The sequence below is a fragment of the Bdellovibrio bacteriovorus genome (genome assembly GCF_001592735.1).
Classification (GTDB): Bacteria; Bdellovibrionota; Bdellovibrionia; order Bdellovibrionales; family Bdellovibrionaceae; genus Bdellovibrio; species Bdellovibrio bacteriovorus_D.
The window spans coordinates 108,287-122,922 of record NZ_LUKE01000001.1 but is presented as its reverse complement, the minus strand read 5'-3'; the positions used below and the strand labels follow the sequence as shown (position 1 = coordinate 122,922).

General features: G+C 45.6%; 13 protein-coding genes. 5 read left to right on the top strand and 8 right to left on the bottom strand.

All coding sequences use genetic code 11. From position 1 onward, the window contains the following. Window positions 1-315: 315 nt before the first annotated feature. Both AZI86_RS00550 and AZI86_RS00545 read left to right on the top strand, forming a co-directional pair. Window positions 316-1,518 carry a hypothetical protein gene (locus tag AZI86_RS00550; RefSeq protein WP_061833147.1) on the top strand — a complete coding sequence of 401 codons (1,203 nt, stop codon included), beginning with the start codon at window positions 316-318 and terminating at the stop codon, window positions 1,516-1,518. A gap of 137 nt (window positions 1,519-1,655) precedes the next feature. Next, window positions 1,656-2,153, top strand: coding sequence for a DUF488 domain-containing protein (locus AZI86_RS00545; RefSeq protein ID WP_061833146.1), 498 nt, complete (start codon window positions 1,656-1,658; stop codon window positions 2,151-2,153). Here AZI86_RS00545 and AZI86_RS00540 read toward each other — a convergent pair. The 4 genes from AZI86_RS00540 to AZI86_RS00525 all read right to left on the bottom strand — a co-directional run bounded on the left by AZI86_RS00540 (window position 2,125) and on the right by AZI86_RS00525 (window position 6,623). After that, window positions 2,125-3,096 (bottom strand): hypothetical protein, encoded by a 972-nt coding sequence (locus AZI86_RS00540; protein ID WP_061833145.1) that lies wholly within the window; start codon window positions 3,094-3,096, stop codon window positions 2,125-2,127. The genes AZI86_RS00545 and AZI86_RS00540 overlap by 29 nt on opposite strands. Window positions 3,097-3,222: 126 nt before the next feature. Further along, window positions 3,223-4,473 carry a chloride channel protein gene (locus AZI86_RS00535; RefSeq protein ID WP_157684583.1) on the bottom strand — a complete coding sequence of 417 codons (1,251 nt, stop codon included), beginning with the start codon at window positions 4,471-4,473 and terminating at the stop codon, window positions 3,223-3,225. A 164-nt stretch (window positions 4,474-4,637) separates the two neighbouring features. Continuing rightward, window positions 4,638-5,804 (bottom strand): mechanosensitive ion channel family protein, encoded by a 1,167-nt coding sequence (locus AZI86_RS00530; RefSeq protein WP_253715513.1) that lies wholly within the window; start codon window positions 5,802-5,804, stop codon window positions 4,638-4,640. Between the two features lie 21 nt (window positions 5,805-5,825). Beyond that, window positions 5,826-6,623: an undecaprenyl-diphosphate phosphatase gene (locus tag AZI86_RS00525; RefSeq protein ID WP_061833142.1), complete on the bottom strand. Its 798-nt coding sequence runs from the start codon at window positions 6,621-6,623 to the stop codon at window positions 5,826-5,828. Between the two features lie 173 nt (window positions 6,624-6,796). Here AZI86_RS00525 and AZI86_RS00520 point away from each other — a divergent pair, with 173 nt between their 5' ends. From AZI86_RS00520 to AZI86_RS00510, 3 genes are all read left to right on the top strand, one after another. Then, on the top strand, window positions 6,797-8,335 hold the full coding sequence (locus AZI86_RS00520; protein ID WP_061833141.1) for a S8 family serine peptidase: 1,539 nt from the start codon (window positions 6,797-6,799) through the stop codon (window positions 8,333-8,335). A 139-nt stretch (window positions 8,336-8,474) separates the two neighbouring features. After that, window positions 8,475-9,290 carry an enoyl-CoA hydratase-related protein gene (locus AZI86_RS00515; RefSeq protein WP_061833140.1) on the top strand — a complete coding sequence of 272 codons (816 nt, stop codon included), beginning with the start codon at window positions 8,475-8,477 and terminating at the stop codon, window positions 9,288-9,290. 141 nt (window positions 9,291-9,431) lie between these two features. Continuing rightward, a complete protein-coding gene (locus AZI86_RS00510) occupies window positions 9,432-10,622 on the top strand; it encodes a hypothetical protein (protein ID WP_157684582.1) in 1,191 nt (396 codons plus the stop codon). Window positions 10,623-10,697: 75 nt separating this feature from the next. Here the strand turns inward: AZI86_RS00510 and AZI86_RS00505 are convergent, their stop codons facing one another. The 4 genes from AZI86_RS00505 to AZI86_RS00490 form a co-directional block, all read right to left on the bottom strand. Further along, window positions 10,698-11,774, bottom strand: coding sequence for a DoxX family membrane protein (locus AZI86_RS00505; protein WP_061833138.1), 1,077 nt, complete (start codon window positions 11,772-11,774; stop codon window positions 10,698-10,700). Between the two features lie 72 nt (window positions 11,775-11,846). Continuing rightward, the gene (locus AZI86_RS00500) at window positions 11,847-12,674 is read right to left on the bottom strand and encodes a DUF6279 family lipoprotein (protein ID WP_061833137.1); all 828 of its coding nucleotides are present in this window, start codon (window positions 12,672-12,674) and stop codon (window positions 11,847-11,849) included. Then, window positions 12,674-13,234, bottom strand: coding sequence for an inner membrane-spanning protein YciB (locus AZI86_RS00495; protein ID WP_061833136.1), 561 nt, complete (start codon window positions 13,232-13,234; stop codon window positions 12,674-12,676). Before AZI86_RS00495 ends, AZI86_RS00500 begins: the two co-directional genes overlap by 1 nt. Next, a complete protein-coding gene (locus tag AZI86_RS00490; protein WP_061833135.1) occupies window positions 13,231-14,580 on the bottom strand; it encodes a dihydroorotase in 1,350 nt (449 codons plus the stop codon). Before AZI86_RS00490 ends, AZI86_RS00495 begins: the two co-directional genes overlap by 4 nt. Between the last annotated feature and the right edge of the window lie 56 nt (window positions 14,581-14,636).

The window sequence follows — 14,636 nt, the reverse complement described above, 5'->3', positions numbered from 1 at the left end:
TGAGACAGGTTTAAAATTATTTGAAGATTTAGGCGAATTCTTAAGCGAGACCCTCGGCTAGATTTCTTGCTTTCGAAATAAGCAAACCGGGGACGGCCTTGGGCGCTTTCTGTAAAAAAGCTCGACAGAGGTATTGGGCTAAGAGCGAATTTAAGGGGTTTTGACGAATATTTGATCATGGCAGCCCCCTTGCAATAAGGAAAGATACCCCCCCATGGCGGCCAGGACCCTCCCCCCCAATCCTGGTCGTCTTTTTTTTTCCCAAAAATCAATATAGTCTTAGTTCTGTTGTTTTACATCTTAAGGAGACATCTGATGTTTAAAGCTTTTGGGATTTTGATTTTGGCAGCATTGATGGCGCAAACACCACAGTTTGCCCACGCACAAGCAGACAGCGCACAGATCGACGCGGAAGAGGCCATGGCCGACGCAGAATCTGCCAAAGCTGAAGCTATTGAGGCTAAAAAAAGAGCCGACGATGAACGTCGTAAGCGCGATAAAATTCGTTCTGAGGCGCAAAGCCAAATTGCCAAAGCTCGCTCTATGGAAGCGGAAGCAAAAAAGGAACAAGCTGAAGGTGAGCGTGATGTGGCTAAGATGAAGGCCGAGATCGCCGATTTCGAACGCCAAAAAGCCGTTGCCGAAAAAGAACAAGCTTCTTCCGAGGCGCGTATTAAAGCCGCTCAAGAAAAAACTCAAAAAGCACAAAAAGATAAAGATGAAGCTTTAAAAGCGCGCAAAGACGCTGAAAGCAAAGCCAAGGAAATTGGCGATCAAGCGAAAGACCAAGAGAAAAAAGCCAATGCGGCTCACGAAGAGGGAGCCAAGGCCACTAAAGAAGCTGATAACGCTAAAATGGAATTGCAAAAAGCTGAGCAGAATTTAGCGAAAACGAAACTGCTGACGGAAAAAGCGGTGGCGGAAGCTAAATCTCGCGAAGCGAAAGCAAAACAAGATATCGCTCGTGCGGAAGCGGATAAAGCCAAAGCGGAGGCCGAAATAGCGCGCTTGAAAGTTCAAGACGAACAAGCCAAGGCGATGACTGAAAAGTTACAAAAAGAATTAGCGGCTTCTCAAGAAGCTTCTAAAGAAGCGGTGAAACAAGCAGAGTCCGAAAGAAAAAAATCAGAAGAGATCCGCAAAGAAGAAGAAAAAGCGCGTCAAGCCGCAGCGAAAATCCGCCAAGAATTAGAAGCCAACCGCAATACTCTTCGTAAAGAGCAAGCAGAGGCTACTATGGCGATCGCGAAATCTAAAAAAGCCATCGCCGATCACGAGGCGGAAACAGCCCGTGGTGAAGCCGAAATGAAGCGTTTGCGTGAAGAAGCGGAAAAAGCTAAATCCGAAGCAGCGAAGTTAGAAAAGCTGGCCGAAGCCGCCGCAGATAAAGCGGATGAATCAAAAGTGAAGCTTGAAACGGCCAGAGCCGAAACCGAAACAGAAAAAGCGAAACTTGAAACCGCGAAGATTCGTGCTGAATCTGGTTTGACGGATAAAACTAAGAAAAAGAAAAAATAGTCAGAAGACACAGTTAAATTAATTTCGATTAAAACCTCGGGGAGAATCCCGGGGTTTTTTGTTAAAAGACCTCAAAGTTTTATTCCGCGCCGGGACACAATCAGAGCTATGATCTCAAGAGTGTAGGAGTGTCGGGCATGGCAAAACTTTTCACCGTGGGATACGAAGGCTGCGATATTAACCAATTTGTAGCGGGGCTTAAGGAAAACGGCATTGAGCACCTGGCAGATATTCGAAAAAATCCTGTGAGCGGTAAAAAAGGTTTTTCCAAGAAACGCCTGGCAGAGGAGCTAGCTAAAGAAGGCATTGAGTACACTCATTGGCCTTCCTTGGGGGTGCCAACTTTATGGCGTAAAGAAGCTAAGGCGAAGATCATCACGCGCGATAAAATGTTTAAGGACTATGTTAAGAAAGTGTTGCCTGAAGTTTCAGAAGAAATCGCAGAGCTCAAAAAGCTGATACTTAAAAAAAAGCTGGTATTACTTTGTTATGAAGCCGATGAATCAGACTGTCATCGGCATTACCTGGTGCAAGAGATGCAAAAAAAGAAAAAAATCAAAGTCGTGAACCTGGTTTTAAAACCAGAAAGCCCACGACTTTTTAATCTTACAATGAACAAGAACCTTTCAAGCTGATGCGCGCACGGCCCTCTAAGCGGTCGCCATTGGCGTCAAGCTCGCGGCACATGGCTTCGAAGCTGACCATCTTACCTTGGCGAGTCAGGGTTACGTTGCAACGGCTCTCGCGTGTGGTGCTGAAATAAATTTTTCTGCCACCTTGGGGATTGTAAGTCGCCACAAACGCCGGTCGTTGTTGGCGACGGGGATTCACGATTGAAAAGTTCACTGATTCATGACGTCTTGAAAAATCAAACACCACATCACGGCCCGTGAGCGACACTTGCGCTTCGACGTCGCGGTCATCACGACGATCTGAACCGCGGCGGTAGGCCGTTAAATCAAGATCAAAAGTGCTAGTTTCACGATCATAAGAACAACTCAAAGGACTTCTTTGTTGGCGACGGCCTTTGAATGAATCCTGATAGTTGAACTTCAAAGTCGGCGTGACCATTTCCATTTGCACGGATTCTTCCCAAGAACCGCCGGGACGGGTCGGACCTGTTGAACCCCCCACAAGCAGTGAGGGATCAATACGCTTCAATGACCAGATTAATTCTTGATTTGCTGATCCGTTTGTCACCAAGGCACGTACTTGCATCGTGCTTTCCGTGATTTTTAGAATATCTAAATCAGGTAAGATATTTTTATCGACGTTTTGGGTGATGATACGTCCGTTTTGTAAAACGTAATCCGCACTGCGATTCCACAGGACGCGATTGCCGGAGCTTTGAATCGCCGCAATGGTGGTGTCCGTAATTTCAAATTGTGATTTGGTGTTAGGAACGCTGGTGCGAACATCGGCGGTTTGCGTTTCGATCTCCCAAGCGCCGACAATATTTGCCGTCGTGACATTTAAGGGGCGTAAATCACCACCGTTTTTAGAGTCGTCTTTATTACAAGCCACGATCGTGGTGGTAACTAAAAGAACACCCAAGAATTTTTGGAAGGAATTTTTCATTTATAAAACCTCCGAAGCGAAGGTCTTTATAGCACAGATGTGGAAGCTTTGTGGGTCGCTTGAAAAACATTCGCGACCCCCGCAAAAAGTGTCAATTTTTTGGACAATACCGTCAAAGCACTGCTTTTATGCTTTTTCAGCCGCCGGAGGTGGGTTGGCTGAAATAATCCCGTGAGCCGCCATTTCATAAAAGCCTTTGTTGTTGACCGCTCGGGCGGCCACGTTGGCCACCATCGAAGAGATCATTAAATAAAGAATGATCTCATGGGAATCGCTCATTTCTAAAACTAACACAAAGGAAGTAAAAGGCGTGCGAGTGATGCCTGTCAAAAAAGCCACCATCCCCACCATGATCATCAGTTTGACATTTGCAAAGCCAAAAAGTTGACTTAAAAATTGTCCCATCGTCGCACCACTTGCGAGTGCGGGAGCAAAGACGCCACCGATGACTCCCCCAATATAAGTAAAGAAATTCCCGAAAATGCGCGCTATCGGTAAAAGAGGATCGGCGGTGGCCGTGGGATTTTTTAAAAGTTCAACCATCACTCCTTTTCCCGCGCCGACCGTATGAGCACCACAAAGATAGATGGTCAGGCTTAGCAGCAGACCGCAGGCCAGGGTCATGATAATTTTAAATGATAAAGATTTTTGCGCCCTCCATGTCGCAATACGAAAAAGGCCTTCAGCAAAGGCCGCTCCCGTAAGGCCGACCAGGCCCGCGATGATGACGGTTTGGTATAAGACGGCGGCCGGGAAAGTTCCAAAACTGGAATCTCCCAGGTAAAGATAATTCCCTAAAAAAAGTTGTGCCGATAAACCCGCGATGATGACCGCTTGAAAGACGGCGGTTCGCACAAGGCTGATGTGCGACTTTGAAAGTTCTTCGATCGCAAAGACGATACCGCCCAAGGGAGTATTAAAGGCCGAAGCTAGTCCCCCCGCACCGCCGGCCAAAATCATTGCGGGAAGTTGAGGTTGAGGAAGTTTTTTGGGCCAAAAGCGCGACAGTTGATAAAATACGGCGGTGGAAATTTGTAAAGTCGGCCCTTCGCGCCCCGAAACGCCGCCTCCTAAAACACACACACAAGAACCCACGATTTTGACGATCACCATTTTAATGCTTAAGAGTTTTTCCAGATAAGGATGTCTTGTGGGCGACATCTCAACCGCCGCGATGACTTGAGGAATTCCGCTGCCCAGGGCTTCTTTAGAAAAAAAGTGACCGATTAAAAATGACGCCAAAAGGGCGAGCGGGGCGGTGGCATAAATCCAAGGTGAATGTGCATTTTCGATAGCCCATTCTTCGCAGATTTTAAAAACTTGGGTGTAAAAGACCGAGATCAAAGCCGTCAGTCCGGCGGCGATCCAAAACGGCAAATTGAGTAATAATTTATCTTGAGCACTTCGAATTCGTGGATGGCGGAGTATTTCGTAGGGTCGCATTCCCACGATACTAAGAGCTTTGAGAACGAAAAGCACACCGTCCTGCATCGGCGCATTGCGCAAGATGAGCGGTCACAGTGTGCGTTTTCTTTTACAAACTAAGCTTGAGGCGAGGGGACGAAATCATTTTTGGCCATCGGCGGTGGCGCATCTTTTGAGTAAGTCGTTTGAGTTGGGTAAGCAAACTCGACATTCAAGTCTGCGGCGATTTGCAGAATTTCTAAGAAAATGTTCTGCTGCAGTTCAAGCTCCTCAGGCCCCGTGTACACATGAATGTGAAAATTCACTAAAACATCTAAGGACGACTGATTAAAATTATTAAACGCCACGGTGACCGTGTCGGGATTTACCTTATCGTGAGACTTAATTTTCTCTCGCACTTGATCGCAGAACTTTGTGATCATCGGGATGGGTGTTTCGTAGGTAATGCCTAAAACCTGACGAATGCGGCGAGCGGGCCGAACGCCCATGTTGTCGATAAGTTCTTTTGCGATAGTGGCATTAGGTAAAGTCACCACCGAGTTATAAAACGTGCGAATGCGAGTGGAACGAAAACCGATTTCTTCAACGGTTCCTTCGGTGTCTTTTGTTTTGATCCAGTCCCCCACCTTAAAGGGATTGTCCAGCATGATAGAGACCGAACCAAACACATTGGCGGCCGTGTCTTGGGCGGCCAGAGCTAAAGCCAAGCCCCCTAAACCAAGACCCGCTAGCAGTGACATCACATTCAGTCCGAAGCTTTGCAACGCGATCAGGACTCCTAGAACAAAAATTAAAACCTTCAAGGCCTTTGAGGCATAGGGGATCAGCTGCCCGCCATAGTTGTAAGAGCTTGAGTTTTTGATGCTGACTTTAGTCAGTACATCTTTCATCGCATCCACGCAGTAAAATAAAAGGACGATGATGTTGATCGCTAAAAAGAAGGTCAGTGTATTGTCGTAATAGCGATTTAATTTTTCCGGCAACCCGATAGCATTGCCGCCGATCAGCCAAAGGGCGATGGTTAATAACCACGCGATAGGACGTTCAATGGGTTGAGTCACGATGTGCCCGGTAAAGCTGTCCGGGAAACGTCGTGCAATGGGATTGTGATTTTTAATTTGTCGCAGGACAAACTTAAAGACGGGATGAAGAAAAAAACCGAGGACAATAACAAGGGCTAAACCGAACCATTTCCAGTTCGGCATAAGGAAGGCTGTTTGATTAAAGAGCTCTGCTAAATCATGACTTACAACCGAAGATTCTTTGACCAACCCCTTATCCATCGTGTGCTCCCTTATTAAGTGTTATGTAAGCTTTAACTCGATTCCAGAATAAATCATGACCAAAATCACGAGACCCAGAACAATGCGGTAATAGCCAAACCCGCGAAATCCATAGCGAGCTACTATACCGATAAAAAATTTGATCGCAAGCATCGCCACCACAAAAGCCACAAATCCACCGACCAAAAGCAGATTGATTTGTGCGGCGTCGATGGTCTTATAGATTTTTAAAAGTTTGTATCCGCAGGCTGCGGCCATTGTGGGGACAGCTAAGAAAAATGAAAATTCAGCTGCTTCTTTTTTGTTCATGCCAAGTGTCAGGCCACCCATAATAGTGGCTCCTGATCTGGACACACCGGGGATCATGGCGATGGCTTGAAAAAGTCCCAGTTTAACGGAATCAAAGTAATTCATGTCCTTAAATGTACGCCCTTGCCCTTCGGTGGTCAGATGAGAAAACCATCTGTCAGACCACACTAAAATAACACCACCGATAATTAAGGACCACGCAACAACTTGAACACTTCCTAACATATGTTCGACGAGATCTTTGGCAAAAAAACCAATAATCGCGATCGGCAAAAATGCCACGAAGAGTTTTTTATAGAAGCTCCAGTTCGGTAAAAAGCGTTTCCAGTATAAAACCAGAACGGACAAAATGGCTCCGAATTGAATGATGACTTCAAAAGCTTTGGTGAATTGATTGTCTTCAATTCCCATCAAGGAGCTGGCAATAATCATGTGGCCGGTCGATGAGATCGGAAGAAATTCGGTAATCCCTTCCACTATTCCAAGTATAATTGCGTGAACAAAATCCATCGTGACCTCTAGCGTTGTCGTATTGAAAATCAAAGTTATTCATTCTTAAAAACATCAGCGCTGGGTTCAATGTTCGCTGGTTCGTGTCAAAGTAATTTAAGATTTTAAAAGATTTTCCTGTCCATCGCGTTGCAAATCTGAATATGATTTTTTCACCACGGAGGGGGTTTAATATGAAACGTGCATTATTTTTAGGTGCATTGTTGTTAGGGTCTCAGGCTTTTGCCGGAGAGTATTTGGTGAAATACACCAATACTGGCGCTCTTAACATGATCACTACAATGACAGCTACGAAAGTAGCGACGATCCAAATGACGGATCACAACGAACGTGCAAATCTTGTAAAAGTAGACATCAACAAAAAACACGAAGCTCAAGCCTTAGCAAGTCTTCTGTCTCAACCAGGTGTTGAGTATGTTGTGCCGAACTTTAAGATCCATGCTTTCACCGCACCAGTTGATGCGGCGGCTTTGAAAGAACAATGGGCGATTTCTAAAGTTCAAGCTGAAAAAGCTTGGCAACGTGCTGGTAACAAAGGGAACAAATCTGTTCTAGTTGCAGTTATTGACACGGGCGTTGATTATCGCCATCCGAACTTGGCTCCAAACATGGTTCCAGGTTACGACTTTGCTGAAAACGATGCAGATCCAATGGATAAAACGGGTTTCCAAAATCCTGGTCACGGTACTCACTGTGCCGGTGCTGTTGGCGCGACGGGTTTGATCGACGGTGGTATCGTTGGTTTGGCTCCAGACATCTCTATGATGCCTTTGCGTTTCTTAGATGAGCGTGGTTCTGGTGACCTTAACAACGCGATCAAAGCGATCGATTACGCGATTGAGAAAAAAGTTGACGTGATCTCTGCTTCTTGGGGTGCAGCAGTGTCTCGTTCACAAGCTCAACCACTAGTTGAAGCCGTGAAACGTGCTGACGACGCGGGTATCATCTTCGTAGCGGCAGCGGCGAACGATGGTAAAAACAACGACGTGACTGAAATGTATCCAGCAAACAACGGATTCCCGAACTCTATCACCGTAGCAGCTTCTGGTTCAGGTGACGCGAAACCATCTTGGTCAAACTATGGAACAGCGACTGTTCACGTAGCAGCTCCAGGCGAAAACATCATGTCCACTTTGCCAAACAATAAGTACGGAAACCTTTCTGGGACTTCAATGGCAACTCCGCTAGTTTCGGGTCTTGTGGCTTTGATGAAGTCTCAAGATAAATCACTAACTGGTGCACAGATCCGCGCGATCTTGCAAACAACAGGTGCTAAAGTAGCTATCGAAACGGCTTGTAACTGCCGCGTAGACGCTTACGGTGCGGTTGATGCAGTTATGTCTAAAAAAATGACGATCGTTCCTTCTGCAGCGACTGTTAAAACTTCTGAAACTTTGCCGTTGCAAGTTCTAAATGGTAAAGCGCCATTTAAGTTTGCTTCTAGCAATGCTTCTGTAGCCACAGTTTCTGACAACGGAACTTTCACGGCAGTATCTAACGGTTCCACTGTGATCACAGTGACTGATGCTGACGGAAAAACGGCTTCGACATTGAATATGAACGTGGGTGCTAAATCTTCAAATCCACCTTCACAACCTCCGGGTGGTGGCGATCCAGGCAACCCAGGTGAACCCGGCGAATGCCCACTTGGCGATCCACAACTTTGCCAAATCATCTGCCAAATCCAACCAGATCTTCCGTTCTGCCAATAGTAAATCAGAGACAGAAATAAGAAGTCTAAAAGGCTCCCATAAAGGGGGCCTTTTTTTATTTTTTAGTTCCTTGAATAAAATATGGTTTAGGACTTAAGATACAACTGAAAACAAACTTTGAACGTGTCGGAGTTTTTCAATGGGATTTTATTCGCAGATTTTTACTCATCTTAAAGCGAGTCGTGCCGACTCTGTTTTGTGGCTCAGTCTTGATAACCAAGAATTTAGCAATGCTATTTCGTTAGAAATGGTGACCTCGTTAACCACAGTTTTGCGTGAAGCCGATCAAGATCCCAACATTCGCGTGGTCGTGATTCGTGGGCAGGGGAATGTCTTTTGCGCCGGTGGCGATGTGAAAGCCATGAAAGCACAAACTGGTATGTTTGCCGGTGAAAGCAACGAGCTGCGCTTGCGCTATATTCACGGCATCCAGCAAATCCCGAAAGTGATGGAAGAGTTTTCTAAGCCCTTAATTGCGATGGTGAACGGGGCGGCTATTGGGGCAGGTTGTGATCTGGCGATGATGTGTGATCTGCGTGTGGGGTGTGAAAACTCTAAATTTGGTGAGACGTTTGTGAAATTGGGCCTGGTCCCAGGTGATGGGGGAGCCTTTTTCTTACAGCGTGTGATTGGCTATTCTAAGGCCATGCAAATGTCTTTAACCGGCGAAATGGTTTCAGGCGAAGAGGTGAAGAATTGGGGCTTGGTTAATTACTTTACCGAGGCCGCCCATCTTGAAGCCGAAACTCAAAGGATCGCCGTAAAGATTGCTGAAAACCCACCGATCGCAGTTCAAATGACTAAAAAAGCGGTGAAGCTGGCGCAGCGTTCAGATCTTTCAACGATTTTGGAACTTTCAGCGGCCTATCAAGGTATTACCCAAAGAACCCAAGACCACTTCACGGCCTTAGAGGCTATGACTAATAAATCGACAACGGCCTATACTGGAAAATAAAGGACTTTAAAGCCGATCTCATGTCCAACCGTTGGACAGCTTAAGAAAAGAATGCTTACGCCTCACTTCGTTCCCCGAACGGCCGGACTTTGCGATAAAACTCGTCCGGTCGAATTTATGTAAGGTGGATGAAGGATGGATATGACGAAGTCTTTAGTGATGGCGTTGGCTGCTGTGGTGGGTTTATCGGGGACGGCGTGCGCGCCGAATACACTAGTTTTGATGGCGGCTTTGGGTGGTTCAAAAAAAGAAACCAAACCTAAGGACGATCTTACGGGTTACATCGAGGCCTCTTGTCTTTATGGATATAGTGAAGGTCCTAACGCCTTAGTAAAGCCTGCGAACAAACAGATTCAAGCCAGCTACTTCGGTAAAAAATACGACGTCAGTTTACTAAATCCAGTTTTAGCGGCCAACGGTTCGGAAGTCGTTCGTTTTGCAGAAACCACGGGTGTGCGTTTTTATAAGACAAGTCCTTACAAAGAGGGCACGTGTGGATTTTCAAGTGCGCTGCCGTCGGCTCCGTCTGACTTAGAAAATAAATTCAGTGAAGCTAACCAAAACAATGGCGTTTTAGGCCTGTATCTTTCTAAAAACTCCACCAGCCTGCCGTCAACAAAGGGCCTTGCTGCCATCATCGTTCGTTCTGATGCGAATAAGTGGGTTTTAGTTCATGAATACATGCATCACTTGTTTGATTCGCAAGTTCAAGAAGAAGGCCTTTCGGGTGACGCGATTAAAACAAAAGCTTTAAGCTTGTATTCAACTTACGGTTCGCAAAAAAGATCAATTGATTATAAGACGGGCACAAGTCGAAAAACGGCGGTGAAAGAAACTTACGTCACTTTGAAAAACATGAATGACGCCATGATCGAACTGGTGAAACAGTATTTCTTAGAAGAAATGACAATTGAAACCATCCTGGGCGAAAAACTTGAAAACGGCCAATTGAAAATGGTTTTAGATAAGCAGCGTTTAAATGGTGCGGCTTACGTGATTTCTTCAGCTAAAAAGACGGCAGATTTTATTGATCAATTGGATGTGGAAATTTCGACTTTCAAGCGATCTTATTATGAAGATCTTGATTACGCAGATTATTCGGCATTGTCGGTATACTCGACGAAGTTTCAAGATCTAAGATCGCAAATGTCACGCCTTCGCAGCCGGGCCAAAGATTATCTAAGTTCTAAAGGTTTGGATTATAATGGCGTTGCGGTCGTTTCTGAAGCTGATCCAGAGATCTCAATCCCGGTCGACGATCACGCCGGTTGTTCTCACGGTAAAGATGCCGATGAAATCTTAGAAATCATCCGCAATGGTCACGAACTTTAAAATTTTTAAAATTTAAGCCCTAAAACTTAAAACTAAAAAGCCTTCTCATAAAAGAGAAGGCTTTTTTATTGCCGTTTAACGGCTTCCGTCAGAATGGCTTTCTTCGGCATGGCCGTGAGCTTCTTGCATCATGTGCTGGTGTTTATCGTAAGCTTGTTGTGAAAGCCTATGATACGGATACGCGAGTAGCGCAAAAAGAATGGCAAAGTTCACCGAGGCAAAGGCCATGCGCAGGCCCAAGTTTTTATGAAAGGCAATCGGCGGCTGATAAGTCCCGCGTTGACCGACAACGACGAAAACCAACAAGGCGCCGTGCAGTAAGGTGTGGCCCACCACTTCCGTTTTTCCAAAAAAAGCAGTGGTCGTAAAGAACACGATCGTGATCACTAGAGCCAAAGGTCTTTGCAATAAGCAAATAATTAACAAATAACCCAAGCTCATTTCCACAAACGCGCAAGCCATTAAGAAAAATTCTGGCGGCAAGCCCATGGTTAAAGCGGGCTGTTGTTGTAAAACGTCTAATCCCCAATTGGGGAAGAACAGTTTTTCCATCGCCACCCAGCAAAGTGAAAATCCAAGGCCTGAGTATAAAACCGGAATGCGCAGGTCTTTAATGCGCTTGTCGGTGCTGTTTGAAAGAAATAAGAAAATACCAATCGCCAAATAAACGACGTAATCAAGCAGGTGATAAATGCCGTACTGGGTCGCGGCAAAAATATAAAGGACCACCATGCCTGCACCAGCAACGGGCGTGGTGACACGGAATAATAACAACAAGGCCAAGGCGAATTGATACCAACCCCAGCCACTGGAATATAGATGCAATTCAGGCGCGATCATCGAATCCACCTGCCAAGAAAGTAAAATCGAAGCACCCGTAAAGACACGCAAAATCAAAGTCGCGCGCGAAGTAAACTGATCAAAGTATTCGTTCATCTTGCGGTAAGTGCCCCAAGATTCAAGCCTGCGATCTAACCACACTAAAGACGCCAAAGTGAACATGGAAAGGACAAAAAGATTCCAAAAGGTCGGAGTATTTAAATCCGCAAAAGTGATCGGCGGTTTAGCGAAACTTTCGCGTGTAAACCACTTCACGTGGGCAAAAGCAGACGGGGAAAATAGAGTGAGAATAATCCAAAAAAACCGAGCCATATTTAAATCTCCATCGAGGGTTTAAATATGGCTTGTCTTGTTTCGATTATCAAGCCTGTGTTTTGTTGCTATCTATTGCTTTGCAATACGCTCTAACTGTTCGGCCCGCGCTATCAGGTTTTCTTTGAAAGTCTTTTTTTGTTCTTTAGACATCGATTTCCAAAAATCATTTGTCAGGAAGCTAATAAATGCCGCTTGATGTTCACTCAAGGCTTTTCTGTATTCTGGCAAGCGCACAGATTCATAGTCTTTGGCGAACTTTTCAACGAAGGCCTTGCGCGTATCGGGGCTTTGGGCTGCGACCACGAATTGTTTCACCACATGTTCTTGGCTGCGGTTCTGTAAGCGCCAAGGGTAAGGATTTTTATCTAAAAAGCTTTGGATCATTTTATTTTGTTCGCGAGTCACGCTGCCGACAAAGTATTCAATATTTTTGCGATAGCGTTTTTCAACTTTCTCGGTAGCCTCTGCGGGATCTTTTTCTTCTTTGGCGATATCTTCGCGCACTTCATTGGCAAAGTGTTCCACTTGAGCTTGGGATAGATTTAACGATGTTTTAATCGCGGTGTCTTGAAAGTACACGCCAATGCCTTTGACTTGTTTTTCAATTTCGTTAAAGGCCTTGGTGAAAACTGCGGGATCCACATCATCAGATTTGATATCTTTTTCTAACTGACGAAGGCGATTTGCCATTTTAGGAAAAGCTTCTTTTTTGCCAGTATCAATATCTTTACGGATTTCTATTTTAAATTCTTTTTTCTGAGCCGATGTTAAATCAAAATAACGATCGGCCTTAGATGCGGCATAATCATCCGCAAAGCGGAACAGGAATTCCCCGCGGGAGCAGGCGGTGGTGGATAAAATAAAAACGGCGAATAACGAAAATATAATTCTTTTCATCAGTCTATTTTACGAATAGACCGCCGCAGGATGAAACCCTCAATGACAAGATACAGGACAAAACTAACCGTCAGTCCAACTCCCTTTAACAGCGCCCAGTCGCGCGTGCTCCACGAAAACGCGGCCCAGGTCGCTAAAGCCGCATGGATAGCGAAGAAGACTCCGATTCGGAATGTGAACCCACTCATTTTTTCTTTAATGATCAAGGGAAATTGATGTCCTTGTTGTTCGGCTAAATACACTAATAATGGCTTTTTTAGGGCCCATGAGCCCCACAGCACGATCGCAAAAATGCCTTCCATGATGGCAGGCTGCAGTTTAAACCAAATGCCTTCTGAAGAAATCAGCGAGATCACACCCAGGCCAATTAAAAGGCCATTGCCAATCAAAGTGATGCGCTGAATTTTTTTATATTTATAAAGTTCAAAAATAATCTCGCCACAGCCAAAAACCATTCCGGCCAGAAGACCGGCCATCACACCGTAATATTCTTCAATCACCGTAAAGGCGATGACGGGTAATAACCCGCCAAAGAAAAATCCTAGGGCTTTCGAATTCATTTCGAAGTCTCTATAAAGTCCACGGCTTGACCCATCGACGGCATAACGACCTGATCATTTTCCATCACAATGTGACCGCCGACAATCGTGTGCGTGGGCCAACCGGTGACTTGCATGCCATCAAACGGTGTCCATCCGCAACGGCTGGCAATCCAATCATTGGTGATGGTTTTCTTTTTCTTTAAATCCACCACGGTGATGTCGGCATCATAGCCCACTTCTAAGCGGCCTTTGTTTTTGACACCAAAAACTTTCCGTGGATTTTCGGTCACCATTTCTACAAAACGTTTTAATGGCATACGGCCTTCATGGACATGATTTAACATAATTGGCACTAAGGTTTGCACTCCCGGAACGCCCGAAGGACTGGCAGGGTAGGGACGATTTTTTTCTTCCTTAGTGTGTGGCGCGTGATCGGAACCAATCACGTCCACCGTGCCATCAAGAACGGCTTTCCAGATGCGTTCAAGATGATGCTTTTCACGGATGGGCGGATTTTGTTGAGCGTATGTGCCCAGCTTGTCGTAACAGTCCGGCGCAAATAAAGTCAGATGCTGAGGAAGAACTTCAACAGTGGCGATGTCTTTGGCCTCTTTTAACATCTCCATTTCATCGCCTGTTGAAATATGCAGCACGTGAATACGGCGACCGGTTTTTCGAGCCAAGCGCAAAAGTCTTCGGGTGGAATTCACGGCCGTTTCTACGTCTCTCCACACGTGATGGAAATGCGGATCGGCTTTTTCGACAGCGATGTGTTTGCGCTCTCTTAAGCGCATTTCATCTTCGCTGTGAAAGATGACTCGACGATGGCCTTGCATTAAGATTTTTTCTAAGGTGTCGTCGTCTTCGACCAGCAATGTTCCGGTGGAGCTGCCCATAAATATTTTGACACCCGAACAATGTGGCAGCATTTCAAGCTGCGCGATTTTATCAACGTTATCGTGAGCGCCGCCCATAAAAAACGCGTAATTGGCATGCGCGCGATTTTTAGCGCGATTTAATTTGTCTTCAAAGGCTTCTTTCGTCGTCGTTGAAGGATTGGTGTTAGGCATTTCAAAAATCGTGGTGACACCACCTAAAACTGCGGCTCGAGTGCCGGTTTCAAGGTCTTCTTTGTGTTCAAGACCGGGTTCGCGAAAATGAACTTGGCTATCGATCACTCCAGGCAGGACATGAAGGCCTTTCAGGTTCATGACTTTAGCGGCAGGTTCGTTAATGAGGTCCGCTATTTTTTCGATGCGTCCGTTTGAAATCGCAACGTCGGCCAGTTGTTCGATAAGACCTGTTCCCGAAGGGTTGGGAAGTAAACAGGTTCCGCCTTTAAGAATTAAATCATAGGTTTTCATATCACCGCCCTATCAGCGTCACCATATCGTATGGACCTCCCTAGGTCTAGTCAGCT

Bases quoted from the DNA above. Each gene is read 5' to 3' on its own strand.
- AZI86_RS00550 (WP_061833147.1), top strand. From the start codon at position 316: ATGTTTAAAGCTTTTGGGATTTTGATTTTGGCAGCATTGATGGCGCAA.
- AZI86_RS00545 (WP_061833146.1), top strand. From the start codon at position 1,656: ATGGCAAAACTTTTCACCGTGGGATACGAAGGCTGCGATATTAACCAA.
- AZI86_RS00520 (WP_061833141.1), top strand. From the start codon at position 6,797: ATGAAACGTGCATTATTTTTAGGTGCATTGTTGTTAGGGTCTCAGGCT.
- AZI86_RS00510 (WP_157684582.1), top strand. From the start codon at position 9,432: ATGACGAAGTCTTTAGTGATGGCGTTGGCTGCTGTGGTGGGTTTATCG.
- AZI86_RS00495 (WP_061833136.1), bottom strand. From the start codon at position 13,234: ATGAATTCGAAAGCCCTAGGATTTTTCTTTGGCGGGTTATTACCCGTC.
- AZI86_RS00500 (WP_061833137.1), bottom strand. From the start codon at position 12,674: ATGAAAAGAATTATATTTTCGTTATTCGCCGTTTTTATTTTATCCACC.
- AZI86_RS00490 (WP_061833135.1), bottom strand. From the start codon at position 14,580: ATGAAAACCTATGATTTAATTCTTAAAGGCGGAACCTGTTTACTTCCC.
- AZI86_RS00540 (WP_061833145.1), bottom strand. From the start codon at position 3,096: ATGAAAAATTCCTTCCAAAAATTCTTGGGTGTTCTTTTAGTTACCACC.
- AZI86_RS00515 (WP_061833140.1), top strand. From the start codon at position 8,475: ATGGGATTTTATTCGCAGATTTTTACTCATCTTAAAGCGAGTCGTGCC.
- AZI86_RS00525 (WP_061833142.1), bottom strand. From the start codon at position 6,623: ATGGATTTTGTTCACGCAATTATACTTGGAATAGTGGAAGGGATTACC.
- AZI86_RS00505 (WP_061833138.1), bottom strand. From the start codon at position 11,774: ATGGCTCGGTTTTTTTGGATTATTCTCACTCTATTTTCCCCGTCTGCT.
- AZI86_RS00530 (WP_253715513.1), bottom strand. From the start codon at position 5,804: ATGGATAAGGGGTTGGTCAAAGAATCTTCGGTTGTAAGTCATGATTTA.